Origin of the sequence: Agromyces intestinalis, from assembly GCF_008365295.1 — a bacterium.
Classification (GTDB): Bacteria; Actinomycetota; Actinomycetes; order Actinomycetales; family Microbacteriaceae; genus Agromyces; species Agromyces intestinalis.
This window is the reverse complement of the sequence record NZ_CP043505.1, coordinates 223,661-244,336: the sequence shown is the minus strand read 5'-3', so window position 1 is coordinate 244,336 and position 20,676 is coordinate 223,661. Positions and strand designations below refer to the sequence as shown.

The 20,676-nt window shown below is 72.0% G+C and carries 17 protein-coding genes; 14 read left to right on the top strand and 3 right to left on the bottom strand.

Annotated features, from left to right (window positions below; all coding sequences use genetic code 11):
- The first annotated feature begins 115 nt into the window (after positions 1–115).
- From FLP10_RS01160 to FLP10_RS01140, 5 genes are all read left to right on the top strand, one after another.
- Positions 116–775, top strand: a complete 660-nt coding sequence (locus tag FLP10_RS01160) for a TetR/AcrR family transcriptional regulator (RefSeq protein ID WP_149159199.1) — start codon at positions 116–118, stop codon at positions 773–775.
- A gap of 123 nt (positions 776–898) precedes the next feature.
- Positions 899–1,711 carry an ABC transporter ATP-binding protein gene (locus tag FLP10_RS01155; protein ID WP_149159198.1) on the top strand — a complete coding sequence of 271 codons (813 nt, stop codon included), beginning with the start codon at positions 899–901 and terminating at the stop codon, positions 1,709–1,711.
- A complete protein-coding gene (locus FLP10_RS01150) occupies positions 1,708–2,391 on the top strand; it encodes an ABC transporter permease (protein ID WP_149159197.1) in 684 nt (227 codons plus the stop codon). Before FLP10_RS01155 ends, FLP10_RS01150 begins: the two co-directional genes overlap by 4 nt.
- Positions 2,388–3,107 (top strand): ABC transporter permease, encoded by a 720-nt coding sequence (locus FLP10_RS01145; protein WP_149159196.1) that lies wholly within the window; start codon positions 2,388–2,390, stop codon positions 3,105–3,107. Before FLP10_RS01150 ends, FLP10_RS01145 begins: the two co-directional genes overlap by 4 nt.
- Before the next feature lie 23 nt (positions 3,108–3,130).
- The gene (locus FLP10_RS01140) at positions 3,131–4,060 is read left to right on the top strand and encodes an ABC transporter substrate-binding protein (RefSeq protein WP_149159195.1); all 930 of its coding nucleotides are present in this window, start codon (positions 3,131–3,133) and stop codon (positions 4,058–4,060) included.
- Here the strand turns inward: FLP10_RS01140 and FLP10_RS01135 are convergent.
- Genes FLP10_RS01135 through FLP10_RS01125 form a run of 3 tightly spaced genes read right to left on the bottom strand, consistent with a single transcriptional unit; the run spans position 4,057 to position 6,104 of the window.
- A complete protein-coding gene (locus FLP10_RS01135; RefSeq protein WP_149159194.1) occupies positions 4,057–4,845 on the bottom strand; it encodes a DedA family protein in 789 nt (262 codons plus the stop codon). The genes FLP10_RS01140 and FLP10_RS01135 overlap by 4 nt on opposite strands.
- Positions 4,846–4,855: 10 nt before the next feature.
- Positions 4,856–5,728, bottom strand: a complete 873-nt coding sequence (locus tag FLP10_RS01130) for a M56 family metallopeptidase (RefSeq protein ID WP_149159193.1) — start codon at positions 5,726–5,728, stop codon at positions 4,856–4,858.
- 1 nt (position 5,729) lies between these two features.
- Positions 5,730–6,104 carry a BlaI/MecI/CopY family transcriptional regulator gene (locus FLP10_RS01125; protein ID WP_149159192.1) on the bottom strand — a complete coding sequence of 125 codons (375 nt, stop codon included), beginning with the start codon at positions 6,102–6,104 and terminating at the stop codon, positions 5,730–5,732.
- A 90-nt stretch (positions 6,105–6,194) separates the two neighbouring features.
- Here FLP10_RS01125 and FLP10_RS01120 point away from each other — a divergent pair, with 90 nt between their 5' ends.
- From FLP10_RS01120 to holA, 9 genes are all read left to right on the top strand, one after another.
- Positions 6,195–7,607, top strand: coding sequence for a cytochrome ubiquinol oxidase subunit I (locus FLP10_RS01120; protein ID WP_149159191.1), 1,413 nt, complete (start codon positions 6,195–6,197; stop codon positions 7,605–7,607).
- A 12-nt stretch (positions 7,608–7,619) separates the two neighbouring features.
- A complete protein-coding gene (gene cydB, locus FLP10_RS01115; protein ID WP_149159190.1) occupies positions 7,620–8,627 on the top strand; it encodes a cytochrome d ubiquinol oxidase subunit II in 1,008 nt (335 codons plus the stop codon).
- A 40-nt stretch (positions 8,628–8,667) separates the two neighbouring features.
- Positions 8,668–10,371 (top strand): thiol reductant ABC exporter subunit CydD, encoded by a 1,704-nt coding sequence (gene cydD / locus FLP10_RS01110; protein WP_149159189.1) that lies wholly within the window; start codon positions 8,668–8,670, stop codon positions 10,369–10,371.
- Positions 10,364–12,130, top strand: coding sequence for a thiol reductant ABC exporter subunit CydC (gene cydC / locus FLP10_RS01105; RefSeq protein ID WP_149159188.1), 1,767 nt, complete (start codon positions 10,364–10,366; stop codon positions 12,128–12,130). The genes cydD and cydC overlap by 8 nt, the downstream gene beginning before the upstream one ends.
- A gap of 4 nt (positions 12,131–12,134) precedes the next feature.
- Complete coding sequence (gene pabB / locus FLP10_RS01100) at positions 12,135–13,541, top strand: aminodeoxychorismate synthase component I (protein ID WP_149159187.1); 1,407 nt, start codon at positions 12,135–12,137, stop codon at positions 13,539–13,541.
- Positions 13,542–13,617: 76 nt separating this feature from the next.
- On the top strand, positions 13,618–16,194 hold the full coding sequence (gene leuS, locus FLP10_RS01095; RefSeq protein WP_246150100.1) for a leucine--tRNA ligase: 2,577 nt from the start codon (positions 13,618–13,620) through the stop codon (positions 16,192–16,194).
- A gap of 106 nt (positions 16,195–16,300) precedes the next feature.
- The gene (locus FLP10_RS01090; protein WP_149159185.1) at positions 16,301–17,047 is read left to right on the top strand and encodes a ComEA family DNA-binding protein; all 747 of its coding nucleotides are present in this window, start codon (positions 16,301–16,303) and stop codon (positions 17,045–17,047) included.
- 6 nt (positions 17,048–17,053) lie between these two features.
- Complete coding sequence (locus FLP10_RS17345) at positions 17,054–19,705, top strand: ComEC/Rec2 family competence protein (RefSeq protein WP_168209071.1); 2,652 nt, start codon at positions 17,054–17,056, stop codon at positions 19,703–19,705.
- Entirely contained in the window at positions 19,618–20,571 is a 954-nt protein-coding gene (holA, locus tag FLP10_RS01075) for a DNA polymerase III subunit delta (protein ID WP_168209056.1), read from the top strand. Before FLP10_RS17345 ends, holA begins: the two co-directional genes overlap by 88 nt.
- Positions 20,572–20,676 lie beyond the last annotated feature (105 nt).

Genomic DNA, 20,676 nt, shown 5'->3' with positions numbered 1-20,676 from the left:
CGTCATGATCTCGCGGGGCGAACCGGATGGCGCGGGTGGCCAGGGCGGTTCACCGGCTGGTCTTCGGGCCCCGCGGCCCCGGGTAGAGTAGTCCGGCGAACATGAGGGAGGTTCCGTGCCGCACATCGACCTGATTCTGGGGGCCGACCACGGGCGTCGGCGCACCGTGCGCACGGAGCCGACGCAGCGCCGCAGCAGCCAGCGGCTCGACGCGCTGCTCGACGCTGCTGCCGAGATCACCGACGAGATCGGCTTCGAACGGCTCACCACGCAGATGGTGGCCGAGCGAGCGGGCGCGTCGATCGGCACCGTGTACCGCTACTTCCCCGACCGCGTCGCCGTGCTGCACGCGTTGCGTGAGCGGTCGGTCGAGCGCTTCCGGCTGCGGATCGCCGAACGGCTCGCTTCGGTGAGCACCGACGACTGGTGGCGAGTGGTCGAGACGGCGCTCGACGCGTGCACCGACCTGCACCGCGAAGAGCCCGGGTTCTCGGTGATCCACCGCGGCGACCGCGACCTCGCCGAAGACGGCGAGCCCGAGATCGCCGCGCGCATGGCGTCGGTGATCGAGGCCGAGTTCGGCGAGGCATCCGACAGCGCCGAACTGCGCTTCCGCCTGGGCGTCGCGCTGGAGCTCGGGGGCGCGCTCATCAACCGTGCGTTCACCCGCGACCTCGACGGCGACCCGCGCTACCTCGACGAGGCCAAGCGCATCGTGCGCGACTACCTCGAACCGCACCTCGCGGGGCGCCTCATCGCCTCGAACGCGGCCTGAGCGACTCCCGAACGCCGCCGCGACACCTTCGTCGCACGGCGTCAAGTCGTTTGCCTGCCGTCTCGAATGGTGTTTGGCTGGGTGAGGCGGGGCGCGAATGCCGGCCCGCGGAAACGGGGCGGCATGATCGAGTTCCGCAGCGTCACCAAGCAGTATCCCGACGGCACGGTCGCCGTCGCGGATGTCGATCTCGTCGTGCCGCCGCACCGCACGACCGTGCTCGTCGGCTCCTCGGGCTCGGGCAAGACGACGCTGCTGCGGATGGTCAATCGCATGGTTGATCCGACCGCAGGCGAGGTGCGCATCGACGGCACGGATGTCTCGACCGTCGATCCCGTGAAGCTGCGCCGGTCGATCGGCTACGTGATGCAGAACTCGGGGCTGCTGCCCCACCGCCGGGTGGTCGACAACATCGCCACGGTCCCGGTGCTGCGCGGCGAGCGCCGCCGAGACGCGCGGGCCAAGGCACTCGAGCTCATGGACACCGTCGGGCTCGACCGCTCGCTCGCCGACAAGTACCCCTCGCAGCTCTCTGGCGGGCAGCAGCAGCGCGTGGGCGTCGCACGCGGGCTGGCGGTCGACCCGAATATCCTGCTCATGGACGAGCCGTTCGGTGCGGTCGACCCGATCGTGCGCACCGAGCTGCAGGACGAACTGCTGCGTCTGCAGCGCGAGCTCGGCAAGACCGTGCTGTTCGTCACGCACGACATCGACGAGGCGTTCCGCCTGGGCGACCAGATCGTGATCCTGCGCGAGCGCGGTGAGATCGTGCAGCGGGGCACGCCGGCCGAGATCATCGCGAGCCCGGCCGACGAGTTCGTCGCGGGGTTCATCGGCGCCGATCGCGCCGAGCGGGCGCTGCGCGTCACGCAGGTCGACGGTCGGCAGGTCGTCGTCGATGCCGACGGTCGCCCGGCGGGAGTGCTCGCCTCGTGACCTGGCTCTGGTCGAACCTCGACCGGGTCGGCGAGCTGGCGCTCGTGCACCTGGGGTTGTCGGTGCCCGCGATCATACTGAGCTTCGTGCTCTCGATCCCGATCGGCTGGGTGGCGTGGCGATTCCGCTGGAGTCGTGCGGTGCTGCTCAGCGTGTGCGGCATCCTGTACGCGATCCCGTCGCTGCCGCTGTTCATCGCCCTGCCCGCGCTCATCGGCACGCAGCTGCGGTCGCCCGTGAACGTGGTCGTGGCGATGACGTTGTACGGCGTTGCGCTCATGGTGCGGTCGGCGGCCGACGGCTTCGCCGACGTGGATCGCGACATCCGCATGTCGGCGACCGCGGTCGGGTACTCGTCGTTCGGGCGGTTCTTCGCGGTCGAGCTGCCGCTCGCGGGTCCGGCGTTGCTCGCCGGGCTCCGGGTGGTCATCGTCAGCACGGTCAGCCTCGTGACCGTGAGCGCGGTGCTCGGCATCCCCAGTCTCGGCAGCCTGTTCACCGACGGGTTCCAGCGCAACATCCCGCTCGAGATCACCACCGGCATCGTCGCGACGGTCGCGCTCGCGTTCGTGCTCGACCTCGTCGCGGTCGTCGCCGGGCGCCTGCTCATGCCGTGGACGAAGCTCGAGCGGCGCGGTCGCCGTCCGTCGCGGCTGGCGAACGTGGAGGCGATCGCGTGAACCTGATCCTCGACGCGTTCGCGTGGCTGTTCGAACCCGACAACTGGGTGGGCCCCTCGGGTCTCGGCGCGCAACTCGGCTATCACGTCGTGTTCAGCCTCGCCGTCGTCGTGGCGGCGTGCGTGATCGCACTGCCGATCGGCGCGCTCGTGGGCCACACGGGCCGGGGGCGCGAGGTGGCCGTGCTCACCTCGGGGGGCCTGCGCGCCCTGCCCACCCTCGGCCTGCTCACGCTCATCGGCCTCGCGATCGGCATCGGTCCGGTCGCGCCGTTCATCGCGCTGGTCGTGCTCGCCCTGCCCTCGGTGCTCGCCGGCGCGTACGCGGGCATCGGCGCGGTCGACCGTCGGACGGTCGACGCGGCACGAGCGGTGGGTATGACCGAGCCCCAGATCGTGCTGCGCGTCGAGTCGCCGCTCGCCCTGCCCACGATCATCGGCGGCGTGCGGGCCGCGGTGCTGCAGGTGATCGCCACGGCGACCCTCGCGGCCTACGTCGGCGGCGGCGGTCTCGGCTCCACGCTGTTCGTGGCGCTCAAGACCCGCGACTACCCGGCCATGCTCGGCGTGTCGATCCTCATCATCGCGCTGGCGCTCGTGCTCGACGGCGTCTTCGCGATCGTCCAACGACTCGTGGTGCCCGAGGGCGTTCGCGTCGGTCGCACCACCACGAACCTCCGCGCACGTCCGGCTCGGGCGCGCGCGGCCATGGGCTGAGCCCAACACCGAAGGGAAGCAACATGTTCACAGCTGGAAGAGGCCGGCACGTCGCCCTGGCGGCGGTCGCGGTCGGGGCGGTAGTAGCCCTGGCAGGGTGTGCCACGAGCGATCCGCTCGACGAAGGATCCGGCACCGAGACCGAGGCATCGTCCGAGACGATCGTCATCGGCTCGCAGGCCTACTACTCGAACGAGATCATCGCCGAGATCTATGCGCAGGCGCTCGAGGCGAACGGCTTCACCGTCGACCGGCAGTTCCAGATCGGTCAGCGCGAGGTCTACCTGCCCGAGATCGAGGCCGGCGAGATCGACCTGTTCCCCGAGTACACGGGCAACCTGCTGCAGTTCTACGAGCCCGACACCGAGGCGCGCACGAGCGACGACGTGTTCGCGGCGCTGCAGGACGCACTGCCCGACGGGCTGCGCGTGCTCGACCAGTCGCCCGCGACCGACCAGGACTCGTACAACGTCACCCAGGCGTTCAGCGACGCGAACGGCGTGACGAGCCTCGAAGACCTCGCGGGCGTCTCGACGCCGCTGACGCTCGGTGGCAACGCCGAGCTCGAAACCCGACCCTACGGCCCGGCCGGGCTCAAGGAGGTCTACGGCGTCGAGGTCGGATTCACCGCGATCGAGGACTCGGGCGGTGCGCTCACGGTCAAGGCGCTGGTCGACGACCAGGTGCAGCTCGTGAACATCTACAGCGCCGACCCGAACATCAAGACCAACGACCTGGTCACCCTCGACGACCCGAAGGGCCTGTTCCTCGCGTCGAACGTCGTGCCGCTCGTGAGCGACAAGATCACCGACGAGATCGCCGACATCATCAACGAGGTGAGCGCGGCGCTCACCGCCGCCGACCTGGTGGCGTTGAACGACCAGAGCGTGAACCAGCAGCGCAACGCCGACGACATCGCGGCCGAGTGGCTCGCATCGAAGGGGCTCGTCTAGGAGCGGGCGCCCGGGTTCCGCTCGGAAGTCCCCGCTTCGGGAGCTTCAGTCTCGGGAGTGTCAGAGGGGTCGGATGCCACGGCGTCCGGCCCCTCGGCCGTCGATGCCGCGGTGGCATCCGTAGCGCCCGCGTCCGCCCCCGTGGCATCCGCCTCGAAATGCCGCGCCTCGAGGCGCACGATGACGCGCTTGGCCAGCCAGACGACGACGAGGAAGAGCGCGATGACCGCGACGAAGATGTACCCCGCCCAGTGCAGCTCGCGGCTGAGCTCGCGGTAGCTGTCGGCGGCGAGCCATCCGACCGTCGCGTAGGCGAACGCCCAGATGACGCAGGCCGGCAGCGTCCAGGCGATGAACCGGCGGTAGCGCATCGCGCTCATGCCGACCACGAGCGGCACGAGCGAGTGCAGCACGGGAAGGAATCGCGAGAGGAAGACGGCCGGGCCGCCGCGCCGGTCGACGTACCGTTGCGCCCGCGTCCACTGCGCCTCGCCGATGCGCCGACCGAGCCGGGAACGCACCAGGTGCAGCCCGAACCACCGTCCGATCGCGAAGCCGATCGACTCGCCCGCGAGGGCGCCCGCGATGACCGCCACGACGAGCGCGACGTACTGCACGGGATTCTCGATCGCCGTGGAGGCCACGAGCACGATCGTGTCGCCGGGCACGATGAGCCCGATGAGGATCGAGGTCTCGAGCATGACTCCGACGCCGGCCAGCAGGGTTCGAAGCAGGGGGTCGACTCCCTGCACGGTCTGCAGGATCCAATCGAGGACGTCGTTCACGCCCCCGAGCCTAGGCGGCGTGCGGGCGGATGTCCCGGGGGTCTGCCTGAGGATCCGCCGGGACGAGGCGGGCCAGGCGTGCCTCGAGCATCATCGCGTCGGGGGCGACGCCGCCCGAGTCGGCATAGGCGCCGGGCTCGCCGGCGGTGCCGAGCCGGGCGAGCGCCCGACGCAGCGGGTCTGCGCCGACCTCGCGGATCGCACCGTCGTCGGCGAGCATCTCGGTGAGCAGCGTCACGCTGCGCTCAGCTCGGTTCGCGATCGGGAACCAGGGCAGCGCACTGTGCCAGGCGCGGAAGGCGACCAGGACGAGGTGGTGGAGCTGGTCGAGGTGCGAGCGCTCGTGGGCGACGACCGCGGCGAGCTCGCGGTCGTCGAGGGCGGATACGAGCCCATCGGTGAGCACGGTCGCCGTGCGGACACCGGGCACGCAGTAGGCGAGCGGAACCGGATGGGGAAGCACCCGGGTCTGCGGCGAATCGGGCAGCGGGTCGCTGAGCACGGCGATGAGGTGGTGCTGGCGCCGACGTTCGCGTTCGGCGCGGGCGACGGTGAGCCCGAGGTTGAGCGAGAGGTGCACGGCGAGGCCCACCGCGAGGGTGAGCGCCGCCAGATGCGCCACCCCGAAGCCCGGCGGCAGGTCGCCGTCGAAGAAGTGGGGCAGCAGGGCTTCGGCGGCGCCGACGATCGACCCGGCCGGCGCCGATCCGAGCAGCAGCAGGCTGCCGATCATCGAGAGTCCGCCGGCGAGGGCGATGAGCTGCCAGAGGGCGAGCGCGACGGCCGGGCGCGCGGCGGGCCAGTGCGCGGCCGACAGCGTGACGGGCACGGGCCACGCGAGCGCGACCGCGAGCACGCCGAGTGCCAGCGCCCAGGCGATCACCTCAGCCGCGCACCATCTCGTCGAGCAGCCGGCGCAGTGTCGCCGCCTCCTGGCGGGAGGAGGTGGTGAGGAACCGCGCGAGCGCGGCGTCGCGGTCGCTCGCGCGATCGAGCACCTCGTGCATGAGTTCGGCGGTGTGGTCTTCGCGGCTGAGCAGCGCCTGGTAGCGGTGCGGGCGGGCGTCGCGCGAACGAGTGACGAAGCCCTTGCGCTCGAGGCGTGAGAGCACGGTGAGCACGGTCGTGGTCGCGGGCGCGCGGCCGTCGCCCGTGTCGAGCACCGTGATGCGGTCGCGGATGTCGTTCGCCGTGAGGGCGGTGCCGGAGGCCCAGAGCTGTTCCATGACCGCTCGCTCGAGTTCGCCGAGATTCGCCATGGTCCAAGGGTACCCTCGATCGGCTGTATGTTCTACGGTGTGTAGAAATTGCGGTTCGACCGCACCACGGCGGAATCCGGAGGGAACCACGTGAACGACCTGCTCGACCCACTGCTCCTCGCGAGATGGCAGTTCGGGCTCACCACCGTCTACCACTTCCTGTTCGTGCCGATCACGATCGGCCTCGCGACCACGACCGCGATCTTCCAGACGGCGTGGTTCCGCACCGGCAAGGTCGAGTACCTGAAGATCACCCGGTTCCTCGGCAACATCTTCCTCATCAATTTCGCGATGGGCGTGGTCACCGGCATCGTGCAGGAGTTCCAGTTCGGCATGAACTGGTCGGAGTACTCGCGGTTCGTCGGCGACGTGTTCGGCGCGCCGCTCGCGCTCGAGGGCCTGCTCGCGTTCTTCTTCGAGGCGACCTTCATCGGGCTGTGGATCTTCGGATGGGACAAGCTGCCCCGCGGCATCCATCTCGCGACCATCTGGTGCACCGCGATCGGCAGCATCATCTCGGCGTACTTCATCATCGCCGCCAACGCGTTCATGCAGAACCCCGTCGGCTACGAGCTCAACGAGGTGAACGAGCGCGCCGAACTCGTCGACATCGGGGCGGTGCTGACCAACCCCGTCGCCGTCGCGGCGTTCCCGCACACCATCGCGGCGTCCTTCATGGTGTCGTCGGGTCTCATCATCAGCGCGGCTGCGTGGCACCTCGCCCGCAACCAGCACCTCGACACCATGCGTCCGGCCCTGAAGTTCGGCCTCTGGGGCATGGTCGTCTCGGGCGCGCTGACCACGCTTTTCGGCGATCAGCTCAGCCTCGCGATGGTGGCCACCCAGCCGATGAAGATGGCCGCGGCCGAGGCGACGTTCGACACGGTCTGCGGGGCGGATGCCTCGTTCTCGATCTTCACGCTCGGCACCCCCGACGGGTCATCCGAACTGTTCTCGATCCGCATCCCCTACCTGCTCTCGCTGCTGTCGACGCACAGCCTCGACGGCTGCGTCGAGGGCATCAACGACCTGCAGGCCCAGTACACCGAGGCCTTCGGTCCCGGCGACTACGCGCCCATTCTCTGGGTCACCTACTGGGCGTTCCGGTGGATGATCGGCCTGGGCCTCGCGCACGTGCTCGTCGCCGTCGTCGGCCTCTGGCTCACCCGCAAGGGCCGCATGCCGACGCAGCAGTGGGTGTGGAAGATCGCGGTCTGGAGCTTCCCGCTGTCGCTCGCGGCGATGACCGTCGGCTGGATCTTCACCGAAATGGGCCGCCAGCCATGGATCGTCTTCAGCCTGCTGTGGACCGAGTCGGCGGTCTCGCCGAACGTCACCGGCCTCGACGTGCTCATCTCGCTCGTCGCCTTCACGCTCGTCTACGGCGCGCTCGCGGTCGTGGAGTTCGGGCTCATCATCAAGGCCGTGCGCACGGGCCCGCCCGACGTGGGCGAGCCCGATCCCGAGACCGGCCGGGTCGAACCCGCCACCACGGTGTACTAGGAGGAACAGCACATGGATCTCGCAGTGCTCTGGTTCTGGATCGTCGCGTTCCTGTTCGTCGGGTACTTCGTGCTCGACGGGTTCGACTTCGGCGTCGGAATGTCGCTGCCCTTCCTCGGCAAGGACGACACCGACCGCCGCGTGCTCATCAACACCATCGGCCCCGTCTGGGACCTCAACGAGACGTGGGTCATCGTCGCCGGGGCATCCCTGTTCGCCGCCTTCCCCGAGTGGTATGCGACGCTCTTCAGCGGGTTCTACCTGGCGCTGCTGCTCATCCTGCTCGCGCTCATCGCCCGCGGCGTGTCGTTCGAGTACCGCCAGAAGGGAGCGCACCCCGAGTGGAAGCGCTGGTTCGACGGCATGATCGTCGTCGGCAGCGCCGTGCCCGCGCTGCTCTGGGGCGTCGCGTTCGCGAACATCGTGCAGGGCGTGCCGCTCGACGCCGACCACAACTACACCGGCACGCTCATCGACCTGCTGAACCCGTACGCGCTCACCGGCGGCCTCACGACCCTGCTGCTGTTCTTCACGCACGGCGCGGTGTTCGTGTCGTTGAAGACGGTCGGCGAGCTGCGTGAGCGCGCCCAGCGGCTGGCCGCGCGGTCGGGCGTCGTCACGATCGTCGTCGCGGCGACGTTCCTGGTCTGGACCGGGCTCGCATTCGGCACCCTCTGGTTCTGGGTCTTCGCGGCTGTCGCAGCGCTCGCGCTCATCGCCGGCTGGCTCGCGAACGCGCGCAAGGCCGAGGGCGTCGCGTTCACGTTCCTCGCACTCACCGTCGCCACCGCGGTGCTGGCGCTGTTCTCGGCGCTGTTCCCCGACGTGATGCCCGCGTCGAACGATCCGGCCAACAGCCTCACGATCTCCAACGCCTCGAGCAGCGAATACACGCTGACCGTGATGAGCTGGGTGGCCCTCATCGCGCTGCCACTCGTGCTGGCCTACCAGGCGTGGACGTACTGGGTGTTCCGCAAGCGCGTCACTCGCGAAGCGATCGAGACGGCGCCGGCGCACTGAGCCCGCCCGAACCGCTCATCCGATCCGAGAGGACGCAGACGTGAAACCGCTCGACCCCCGGCTCGTGCGCCGCACCCGCGGCACGCGGTGGTTCCTCGTCGGCGGCGCGGGGCTGGCCGTGGTGCAGGCCGCGGCCACGGTCGCGTTCGCCTGGGCGCTCGCGAGCACGGTCGCGGTGCTGGTCGCGGGCGACGCGTCGGGCGAGGCGTCCGGTTGGCTCCTGATGCTCGCCGGGGCCGCGTGCGTTCGCGCGCTGGCCGCCTGGGGCTGGGAGGCGACCTCGTCGTCGGCCGCGCTGCGGGTGAAGGGCGAGCTGCGTTCGGAGCTTCTCGCCGCGGTCGGGCGCCGGCCCGGCGGCATCCGGAACGCCTCGACCGCCCGGCTCACGACCCTGCTCGGCCCCGGGCTCGACGCACTCGACGACTACTTCGGCGCGTACCTGCCGCAGCTCGTGCTCACCGCGGTCGCGACGCCGGTGTTCCTGGTCGCGGCGTGGCTGGCCGACCCGCTGTCGGGCCTCATCCTCACCATCGTGCTGCCGCTCATCCCCGTGTTCATGGCGCTCATCGGCATGGCCACCCAGCAGGTGCAACGCCGCCAATGGGAGGGCCTCGCCTCGCTCTCGCGAGCGTTCCTCGAGGTGCTGGGCGGGCTCTCGACGCTCGTGCTGTACGGGCGTGCGGCGCGCCAGGCGCAGCGGATCCGCGCGGTGACCGACGACTATCGGCGACGCACGATGCGGGTGCTCGGCGTGACGTTCCTCTCGGGGTTCACGCTCGAGCTCGCGGCGAGCCTCTCGGTCGCGCTGGTCGCGGTGACCGTCGGCCTGCGGCTGGTGTCGGGCGAGGTGACGCTGCTGCCCGGCCTGTTCGTGCTCGTGCTCGCGCCCGAGGTGTTCCTGCCGCTGCGCAACGTCGGGGCCGCGTTCCACTCGTCGGCCGCGGGGGTCGAGGCCTCGCAGGACGCATTCGAGGTGCTCGAGACGGCGGCCGATCCGGCCGCGCCGGAAGCCGCAGGCGGGCGCCGCGCCGGTTGGGGCGCCGCGCGCGATCGGCTCGACCGCGCTGCGGCAGGCACGACGGATGCCACGCCGTCGAGCCGGCGCATCCTGCCGGTCGATCTCGGGCTGACCGTCGCCGACCTCGTGGTGCGGCGCGGCGATCGGACCGTGGTCGACGGGCTCACGCTGAACGTGCGGCCGGGCGAGTTCGTGGCCGTGACGGGTCCGTCGGGCGTCGGCAAGTCGTCGCTCATCGCGGCCCTGCTCGGCGCGGTGGTGTTCGAGGGCCGCATCGGCCTCGACGGTGCGACCCGCCCCGACGATGTGCGCGCCCGACTCGCGTGGGCCGGGCAGTCGCCGACGCTGCTCGCGGGCACCATCGCCGACAACGTGCGGCTCGGCGACGAAGCGGCCGACGAATGGGTGCTCGAGCGGTCGCTGCGACTCGCGGGCGTCGAACTCGACGCCTCGGTCGAGCTCGGGCCCGGCGGCAGCGGGGTGTCGGGCGGGCAGGCGCAGCGCATCGCGACCGCCCGAGCGGTGCACCGTCTGCTCGTCAGGGACACGGCGCTGCTCGTGCTCGACGAACCGACCTCGGCCCTCGACGTCGAGCGGGAAGCGCACCTCGCGGCCTCGCTGCGCGAACTGACCGCCAAGGGGCACGCGGTGCTCGTCGCCACGCACCGGCCGGCACTCGCTGCTGCGGCCGATCGCGTCGTCGAACTGGAGGCGGCGCATGTCTGAGCCGACCACCCGCGCCGTGCTGCGGCAGGCCGTACCGCCGGTGCGTCGACTGCTGCCCGCGATCCTGCTCGGCGTCCTGTCGGCGGCGTCGAGCGTCGCCCTGCTCGCCTGCTCGGCCTGGCTCATCGTGCGCGCTGCCGAGCAGCCGCCGATCCTCTACCTTTCGGTCGCAGTCGTCGGGGTGCGGGCGTTCGCGCTGGGGCGCGCGAGTTTTCGCTATCTCGAGCGCATCGCCGGGCACGACGCATCCTTCCGCCAGCTCGCGGCGATTCGGTCGGGCGTCTACGAGCGGTTGCTGCCGTTCGCGCCCGACGGACTCGCGGCGACCCGCCGCGGCGACCTGCTCGCCCGGTTCGTCGGCGACGTCGACGACCTGCAGATGGTCGCGCTGCGCGTCGTGCAGCCGCTCGTGAGCGCCGGCGTGGTGCTCGTGCTCGCGATCGCAGGCGTGTGGCTCATCGCGCCGGCGTCGGGTGCGGCACTGGCCGGATGCCTCGTGGTCGGCGTCGCCGCGGCCCTGGCCCTGCAGCGCGTGGCGGCGCGCCGGGCCGAGCGCGAGCTCGCACCGCTGCGCGGGCGACTGCAGGCGGCGATCGTCGACCACCTCCAGGCGATCGACGTGCTCGTCGCGTTCGACGCGGCCGACTCGAGTGCGCGCCGGATCGACGAGTTCGGCGAGCGGCTCGCCCGCACCGCGCGACGCAGGTCGCTGGCGGCCGGGGGAGCGGCCGCCGTGATGGCCGCCATCGCCGGCATCGCGGCCGCGGCCAGCGCGGCGGCCGGCGCCCCGGTGCTCGCGGACGGCCGCATCACCGGTCCGGCGTTCGCCGTGCTCGCGCTCGTGCCGCTCGCGATCGCGGAGGTGGCCGCAGCCGTGCCGGTCGCCGTGGCCGCTGCACGTCAGGCCGGGGCGAGCGCGCGGCGCGTGGCCGAGGCGGTGCCGGCGGTGGTGCCGCCCGAACTGTCGGCGATGATCGCGGCGTCGGAGGCGCCGGCCGGCGCGACGCCCGACGAGATGGACCCGGCGGCGCCCGGCACAGGCGGGGTGCGGCCGCCGACCATTCGGCTGCGTGGCGTCGGCGCCGCGTGGCCCGCGGTGAACGGCATCGCGGCGGGCGCCGCGCTTTCGCACGTCGACCTCGATCTCGCGCCGGGGGAGCGCGTGCTGCTGCGCGGCGCGTCGGGAGCGGGCAAGACCACGCTGGCGCACGTGCTCGTGCGGTTCCTCGCGGGCACGGGCTCGTATCGCATCGACGGCGTCGAGGCGGCCGAGCTCGATCCGGCCCGGGTGCGCAGACGTATCGGTCTCGTCGAGCAGCGCCCGTGGATCTTCGACGAGGACCTGAGACAGAACCTCCTGTTCGCACGTGACACGGCCTCCGACGACGAACTCCTCGCCGTGCTCGGACAGGTCGGTCTCGCCGACTGGGCGCGCGAGCGCGGCGGGCTCGACGCACCCGTGGGCGAACGCGGTGCCCTCGTATCGGGCGGTCAGGCGCAGCGCATCGCGCTCGCTCGGGCACTGCTCGCGGAGTTCCCCGTGCTCGTGCTCGACGAGCCGACCGCGAACGTCGACGCCGCGCAGGCCGCGGCGGTGCTCGACGAGCTGATGCGGGCGGCGGCGCGCGACGGCCGATCGGTGCTGCTCATCAGTCACGTCGACGTCGATCCGTCGATCATCGATCGGGTGGTCGAGATCGACGCCGGTCGCACTGCGCCGGCCGCGCCGGGCTCGCGTGCCGCTCGCCCCGTACGCTGAAGGGATGCCGCAGCAGGTCCGCATCCGTCGTCTCGACGCGTGGGTCGACCCCGAGATCGCGTTCCGGCTCCTCGGGGCGCGCGCGAGCCGAGCGGTGTGGCTCGACGCCGGACCGGATGCCACGTCGGGTCGGAGTGCGATCGCAGTCGGGCACGACGAGTCGGCGTTCGTCGTCGCGGACGCGACCGACGGGGACGACCTCATCGACACGCTGCGCTCGCGCCTCGACGAGCGTGCCGCACAGCGCGACGACGAGGGGTCGAGCGTGCTCGGCTGGCTCGGCTGGTTCGGGTACGAGTGGGGTGCGGCCAGGCTCGGTGTGCCGGTTGCGGCGACCGCGGTTCCCGATGCGGCGTTCCTCTTCGCCGACCGGGCGATCGTGTTCGACCACGCGCGTCGCGAGGTCGAGCTCGAGTGGCTCGACGGAGCCGACGCCGACGCGTGGGCCGACGACGTCGCCGAACGTCTCGACGGGGCGGCGCCCGCGCCGGAGGCATCCGAGGCATCCGAACCGGGTGAGACATCCGAGGCTTCCGCGCAGGTCGAGCCGAACGCGCCCGTGAGCCCATCCGCGATCCGCTGGCGCCACGCGCCCGACGCGTACGCTGCGCGCATCGAGGCGTGCCGCACCGCGATCACGCGGGGCGACGCCTACCAGCTCTGCCTCACCAACCGCATCGACTTGGATGCTCCGGCCGATGCGCTCTCGGTGTACCTGCGGTTGCGCCGCCTGAGCCCCGCGCACCACGGCGGATTCGTGCGCTTCGACGACGTCGCGCTGCTGTCGGCCTCGCCCGAGCAGTTCCTGCTCGTCGACCGATCCGGGCTCGTCACGACCCGGCCGATGAAGGGCACCCGCCCGCGCGGGTACGACGAGGCATCCGATCTGGCGCTGCGCGCCGAACTGCTCGCAAGCGACAAGGAGCGGGCCGAGAACCTGATGATCGTCGACCTCATGCGCAACGACCTCGGCCGTATCGCCGAGCTCGGCACCGTGTCGGTGCCCGAGCTGCACGTCGTCGAGGAGTACCCCCAGGTGCATCAGCTGGTGTCGACCGTGACGGCGCGGCTGCGACCCGGGGCGACGGCGCTCGATGCGGTCGTCGCCGCATTCCCGGCCGGCTCGATGACCGGGGCGCCTAAGCACAGCGCGATGACGATCCTGCACTCGCTCGAGGAGGGGCCGCGCGGGATCTACTCGGGCGCGTTCGGGAGCCTGTCGGTCGACGGATCCGCAGATCTCGCGATGGTGATCCGCTCGATCGTCGCGACCCCCGACGGCGCGAGCATCGGCACGGGCGGCGGCATCACCGCGCTGTCGGTCGCCGACGATGAGGTCGAGGAGACGCGCATCAAGGCCCGCGCACTGCTCCAAGCCCTGCTCGGGCGACGATCAGCGGCGATCGAATAGGCTGGTCGGGTGTGCGCGCGCCCTCTTCGCGCGCGCGGATTCCGCGAATCCGAGCTTCGAACCGATTGTGAGTCACGTGGCCACCGAGCACGACCCCGCCCAGACCGCCGATGCCGGCACCTACGATTTCGCCGCCCTCGAGGCGAAGTGGCTCCCGGTGTGGGAGGAGCAGGAGCTGTTCCGTTCCGGGCGCCCGGGCGACACCCGCCCGCGCAAGTACGTGCTCGACATGTTCCCGTACCCCTCCGGCGACCTGCACATGGGGCACGCCGAGGCGTTCGGGTTCGGTGACGTCTCGGCGCGGTACTGGCGACACCAGGGCTTCGACGTGCTGCACCCGATCGGCTGGGACTCGTTCGGCCTGCCCGCCGAGAACGCCGCGATCAAGCGCGGCGCCGACCCCCGCGAGTGGACCTACACCAACATCGCGCAGCAGAAGGCGTCGTTCCGCCGGTACGCGCCCTCGTTCGACTGGTCGCGCGAGCTGCACACCTCGGACCCCGAGTACTACCGGTGGAACCAGTGGCTGTTCCTGAAGCTCTACGAGCAGGGCATCGCGTACCGCAAGGACGGCAAGGTCAACTGGTGCCCGGTCGATCAGACCGTGCTCGCCAACGAGCAGGTCATCGACGGGCACTGCGAGCGCTGCGGCGCGGTCGTCGTGAAGAAGGACCTGACGCAGTGGTACTTCCGGGTGACCGACTACGCCGACCGGCTCGTCGACGACCTGAACCAGCTCGAGGGCGCCTGGCCGCAGAAGGTGCTGTCGATGCAGCGCAACTGGATCGGCCGCTCGTCGGGTGCCGACGTCGACTTCGAGATCGAGGGGCGCGATGAGCGGGTGACCGTGTTCACGACCCGCCCCGACACGCTGTACGGCGCGACCTTCATGGTCGTCGCGGTCGACTCGCCGCTGGCGGCCGAGCTGGCCGGCGGAGCGTCCGACGAGGTGCAGCGCCGCTTCGCCGACTACCTGGCCGAGGTGGGTGCCGAGACCGATATCGAGCGCCTCGCGACCGACAAGCCGAAGACGGGCGTGTTCCTCGAGCGCTACGCGATCAACCCGCTGAACGGCGAGCGGCTGCCGATCTGGGCGAGCGATTACGTGCTCGCCGACTACGGTCACGGCGCGATCATGGCGGTGCCCGCGCACGACCAGCGCGACCTCGACTTCGCCCGAGCGTTCGGCCTGCCGGTGCGCGTCGTTGTCGACGTGAACCAGCCGGTCACCGGCGTCATCCCGGTCATCCCGACCGACGACGAGGGCAACCCGGTGCTGCCCGACGACCTGCCGCCGCTCGATCCGGCGTCGACGGGCACCGCGCTCACGGGCGAGGGCCGGCTGATCAACTCGGGTCCGCTCGACGGGCTCTCGAAGTCGCGCGCGATCCACCGGGCGATCGAGGTTCTCGCCGAGCGCGGCACGGGCCGTGCCGCCAAGAACTACCGCCTGCGCGACTGGCTGATCTCGCGGCAGCGGTTCTGGGGCACGCCGATTCCGATCATCCACTGCCCCGACTGCGGCGAGGTGCCGGTGCCCGAGGCCGACCTGCCGGTGCGCCTCCCCGAGGCCAAGGGCCTCGATCTCGCCCCCAAGGGATCGAGCCCGCTCGGCGCAGCCGAGGACTGGGTCAACGTCTCCTGCCCGACGTGCGGCGGCGCGGCCAAGCGCGACTCGGACACGATGGACACCTTCGTCGACAGCTCGTGGTACTACCTGCGGTACCTGAACGCGAACGACGAAACCCGGGCGTTCGACCCGGTCGAGGCCGAGAAGTGGGCGCCCGTCGACCAGTACGTCGGCGGGGTCGAGCATGCGATTCTGCACCTGCTGTACTCGCGGTTCGTGACGAAGGTGCTGTTCGACCTCGGGTATCTCAGCTTCACCGAGCCGTTCACCTCGCTGCTCAACCAGGGCATGGTGCTCATGGACGGGTCGAAGATGTCGAAGTCGAAGGGCAACCTCGTCGAATTCGCCGCCGAACTGAACCAGCACGGCACCGACGCGCTGCGCGTCACGCTCGCGTTCGCGGGCCCGCCTGAAGACGACATCGACTGGGCGGATGTCTCGCCGGTGGGTTCGGCGAAGTTCCTCGCGCGCGCGTGGCGCATCGCGGGGGAGGTCACTTCGAGCCCGCAGGTGGAGTGGAAGACGGGCGATCGTGCGCTTCGGCGCGTCACGCACCGACTGCTGGCGGATGCCCCGGGGCTGATCGAGTCGTTCAAGTTCAATGTGGTCGTGGCGCGGCTCATGGAGCTCGTGAACGCGACCCGCAAGACGATCGACCAGGGGCCCGGCGCGGGCGACGCGGCGGTGCGCGAGGCGGCCGAGGTCACCGCGATGGTGCTCGACCTGTTCGCACCGTACACCGCGGCCGACATGTGGCAGCGGCTCGGCTACGACACCCCGGTGGCCCTCGTGCCGTGGCGCAAGGCCGACTCGGCGTTGCTGGTCGCCGAGCAGGTCACCGCGATCGTGCAGGTCGACGGCAAGGTGCGCGATCGGCTCGAGGTGTCGCCGAAGATCTCGACCGACGAACTCGAGTCGCTCGCCCGCGGGTCGGCGGCGGTTGCCCGCGCGGTCGGTGAGCGCGAGATCGCGAACGTCATCGTGCGTGCGCCGAAGCTGGTCAACATCGCCACGCGGCGGTAGCGTCGCTCGCCCGAGCACTCCTCGACAGGAGGGCGCTCGATACGTGGTTCGCCCACCCGTGATCGGGTGCGCCGAGCTGAGGCGAGCGGGCTTCTAGCCTGCCCGCATGCGTGCGGACGACCCCGACGACCCCCTCGACCGGCTGGACCCCCTCGACCGGCTGGACCCCCTCGACCGGCTGGACGCGAGCGCCCGTCGCGCCGGTCCCCGCGCGCGGGTCGCGATCGGTGCGTCGGTCGTGCTGTTCGTCGCCGCGGTGGCGGTCGCGGCGGTGCTGTCGGCCGCCACATCGGGCGGCGGAGAACGCGGGGTCATCGCAGCCGGGTCCGGCGCCGCCGAGGGTGCCGGGTTCGGCGGCGACGCGGATGTCGCGACCTCCGCCGCGGTCGGCGCCGTCGACGCGCCGCCCCTGCTCGTGCACGTGCTGGGCGCGGTCGCTACCCCCGGCCTGGTCGAACTCGCACCGGGCTCGCGGGTCGTCGACGCGATCGCCGCCGCGGGCGGGTTGACCGAGGCCGCCGACCCGGCCGGCGTGAACCTCGCTCGCCCGGTCGCCGACGGCGAACAGCTGCGGGTGCCCGCGCAGGGCGAGGTGCCGCCGCCGGCGGCAGCGTCGTCGGGCGGCGGGACGTTCGGTGCCGGCGGCGGCGCGGCCGCGGGCGGGCTGGTCTCGTTGAACTCGGCGACGATGACCGACCTCGACACTCTTCCGCGGATCGGGCCGGCGTTGGCCCAACGCATCATCGACTTCCGTGAGGCGAACGGCCCGTTCACGAGCGTCGACCAGTTGCGTGAGGTCACCGGCATCGGGGACGCCACCTTCGCCGGCCTCGTCGACCTCGTGACGCTGTGAGGTGCCGTGCGCACTCCTGACCTGCGATTGGCGTGGCCCGCGCTCGTCGCGTGGGCGGCCGCCTGGACGGCGCCGCTGGTCGCCTCGTCGGCCGGGCGCGCGGTCGTGGTCGCGGTCACCGTGGCGGCATGGGTCGTCACCGGCGTGCTCGTGGCCGGCGCGGTGGCCATCGGTGCGGCCGGACTCGGGCGCGCGCCGCGGCGGGCGCCGGCGGAGACCGCCGCCGGTCGAACGGATCGGGGCGGTCGCCGCGGCTTCGTCGGCGCCGTGCCCGCCGTCGCGGTCGCGACCGCCGCCGCGGCGCTGGCGTTCCACGCCGCGGCCCTGGGCATCGGGGTTCGGCTCGATTCGCCCCTCGCCGAGGCGGCCGTGGCCCACCGCACGGTCGATGTCGTCGTCGAACTCGTGCGGGCGCCGCGCGCGTCGAAGTCCGCCCCACCGTGGGCGGTCGACGACGACTCCGGCGAGGGGCGGGTCGTCGACGTCGTCATCGACGGTCGCGCGATCGCGGTCGACGGCAGGGCGGTCGCCGCGGTGACGGTGAGCGCGGTGCTCGCCGACGACGAACGGCTCGCGTTCGGCGCCCGGATCGGATTCCGTGCGCGGGTCGAGGCGCAGCCCGCCGAGGAGGGCACCGCGTTCCGGTTGCGCGCGGTGGGGGACGACCTCGACGTCGCATCGCCACCGCCGTGGCTCGCCTGGGCGGCGTCGCTTCGGGCGGCGTTCCGCGACGCCGCTGCCGATCTGCCCGGCGACGGCGGCGCCCTCGTGCCGGGGCTGGCGATCGGTGACACCGCCGCCGTGAGCGATGATCTCGACGCCGCGATGAAGGCGTCTTCACTCAGCCACCTCACCGCCGTATCGGGCGCGAACTGCGCGATCGTGACCGCCGCGGCGTTCGCCATCGCGGCCGCCGCGGGACTCGCGACTCGATGGCGCATCGTGGTCGCCCTGCTCGCGCTGGGCGCGTTCGTCGCGCTCGTGACACCCGAGTCGAGCGTGGTGCGCGCCACCGCGATGGCTGTCGTCGTGCTCCTCGCCCGCGCGTCGGGGCGCCCGGGCGGGGGCGTCGCGGCGCTGTCGGGCGCAGTCGTGATCCTGCTCGCCGCAGACCCCTGGATGGCGCGCGACTACGGATTCGCGCTGTCGGCGAGTGCGACCGCCGGCCTGCTGCTGCTCTCGCGCCCGCTCGGCGGCGCGCTGGCGCGGGTCATGCCCCGACGCATCGCCGACGTGCTCGCCGTGCCGATGGCCGCCCAGCTCGCATGCCAGCCGATCCTGATCCTGCTCGACCCGGGCATCGCGGTGCACGGAGTGGTCGCGAACCTGCTCGCGGATCCGGCCGCGCCGATCGGCACGGTGATCGGCATGATCGGATGCCTCGTGCTGCCCGTCCTGCCCGGCGTCGGCACCGCCCTGCTGCAGGTCGCGTGGCTGCCCGCGTCCTGGATCGCCGCGGTGGCGCGCGGCGTCGCCGCGTTGCCGGGCGCCCGACTGCCCTGGCTTCCCGATGCGATCGGGGCGCTGCTGCTGGCCGCGATCACGGGGCTCACGCTGTGGCTGGTGCTGGTGCGCCGTCGACGAGGCTGGGCCACCGCGTTCGGCGCGGGTGCACTCGCGGTACTCGTCGCGATCCCGGTCGGCGTGACCGCGGGCGCGCCGACGCTGCGATCATGGTCGATGCCGGGCGACTGGCAGTTCGCCGCGTGCGACGTCGGCCAGGGCGACGCGATGCTGGTGCGCTCGGCGGGGGCGGTGGCACTCATCGACACGGGCCCCGACCCCGCCGCCCTGTCGACGTGCCTCGGCCGGCTCGGCATCGGGCACATCGACCTGCTCGTACTGACCCACTGGGATACCGACCACGTCGGCGGGTTCGAGGCCGTCGACGGCCGAGTCGGCACGGTGCTGCACGGCCCGCTCGACGGTGGGCGATCGTCGCGCGTGCTCGGGCCGCTCGTCGCCGGCGGTGCCGAGTCGGTCGAGGTCGTCGCGGGCCGGTCGGGCCGGCTCGGCGACGACCGCTGGACCGTGCGGTGGCCCGAGCCCGACGAGCCGCCGGGCAACGATGCGAGCGTGGTGATCCAGCTCGATGCGCCCGGGTTCCGTGCGCTCTTCCTCGGCGACCTCGGCGAGGACGCGCAGCGGCGGATGTCGCGGACCGCAGACCTGCCGCCGGTCGACGTCGTGAAGGTCGCGCACCACGGGTCGGCCGACCAGTACCCCGAGCTCTACCGCTCGCTGGGCGCACGCGTCGGGTTGATCGGCGTCGGCGCCGACAACGGCTACGGGCATCCGACGGCCAAGACCGTCGACCTGCTCGCGGATGCCGGCATCGCCGTCGTCCGCACCGACCGCGACGGCACGTCGGTGCTCACGATCGACGAGCGCCGAGACATCCGACTGTGGACCGAGCGGGGCGAAGCGACGTCGGAGGCCGACCGTACACTGGGAGCGGCAGAACGCGAGGCACGGGAGGCACGGTGGCGGCTCGCCCCAGCGCGACGAAGACCAAGACGGCGATCCCGCAGCTCGGGTGGAACGCCGTTCGTCCGGCACCCGTGGTGCTGGTGTCGGGCCCCGAAGACGTGCTGGCCGACCGCGCGATCTCGATGCTGCGCGAGTTCCTGCGCACCGAAGACCCCGCCCTCGAGGTGAGCGACCTCGACGCGGCCGGTTACCCGCGCGGCGAACTGCTGACCCTCGCGAGCCCGTCGCTGTTCGGCGAGTCCCGGCTCATCCGGGTCTCGGGCGTCGAGCACGCGAGCGACGACTTCCTCCTCGACGCGCTCGGCTACCTCGAGCAGACCGCGTCCGATACGACGCTCGTGCTGCGGCACCGCGGCGGTGTGCGGGGCAAGAAGCTGCTCGACGCGATCCGCGCGGGTACCGGCGGCGGGGTCGAGATCGTGTGCGCCGAGCTCAAGAAAGACGCCGAGAAGCAAGACTTCGTGCACGACGAGTTCCGCGCGGCGGGCCGGCGCATCACGCCGGGTGCGTTGCGCGACCTGGTCGGCGCCTTCAGCGACGATCTCGCCGAGCTCGCGGCGGCGTGCCGTCAGCTGCTCGCCGACGCTCCCGGCGACATCGACGAGCGCACCGTCGCGCGGTACTACGGCGGACGCGTCGAGACCACCGCGTTCGCGGTCGCCGACGCCGCAATCGCCGGCCGGCACGGGGCAGCGCTCGTCGCTCTGCGGCACGCCCTCGAGAGCGGTGCCGACCCGGTGCCGATCGTGGGCGCGTTCGCGGCGAAGGTGCGCCAGATGGCCAAGGTCGCGGGGGCGCCGCGCGGCGGCTCGGGTCAGCTGGCGTCGAGTCTCGGTATGGCGCCGTGGCAGGTCGACCGCGCGCGGCGCGATCTCGCCGGATGGGACGATGAGGGGCTCGGCCGCGCGATCGAGGCGTTGGCCGCCGCCGATGCCGCGGTGAAGGGCGCCGAACGCGACCCGGTGTTCGCCCTCGAACGGCTCATCGCGGTCATCGCGAGCCGGGGTCGGGTGCGGTCGGCGTCGACGCGTTGACGCGCTGATGCGTTGACGCACGGGCGCTGCGTCGCCTCTCCGTGCTGCAGCCGGGGGCTGTGGACAGTTCCGCTCACGGTCCGCTCGGCGCACATAGACTCGGCG

Bases quoted from the DNA above. Each gene is read 5' to 3' on its own strand.
- FLP10_RS01140 (WP_149159195.1), top strand. From the start codon at position 3,131: ATGTTCACAGCTGGAAGAGGCCGGCACGTCGCCCTGGCGGCGGTCGCG.
- FLP10_RS01090 (WP_149159185.1), top strand. From the start codon at position 16,301: ATGCGTGCGGACGACCCCGACGACCCCCTCGACCGGCTGGACCCCCTC.
- cydC (WP_149159188.1), top strand. From the start codon at position 10,364: ATGTCTGAGCCGACCACCCGCGCCGTGCTGCGGCAGGCCGTACCGCCG.
- FLP10_RS01155 (WP_149159198.1), top strand. From the start codon at position 899: ATGATCGAGTTCCGCAGCGTCACCAAGCAGTATCCCGACGGCACGGTC.
- pabB (WP_149159187.1), top strand. From the start codon at position 12,135: ATGCCGCAGCAGGTCCGCATCCGTCGTCTCGACGCGTGGGTCGACCCC.
- cydB (WP_149159190.1), top strand. From the start codon at position 7,620: ATGGATCTCGCAGTGCTCTGGTTCTGGATCGTCGCGTTCCTGTTCGTC.
- FLP10_RS01125 (WP_149159192.1), bottom strand. From the start codon at position 6,104: ATGGCGAATCTCGGCGAACTCGAGCGAGCGGTCATGGAACAGCTCTGG.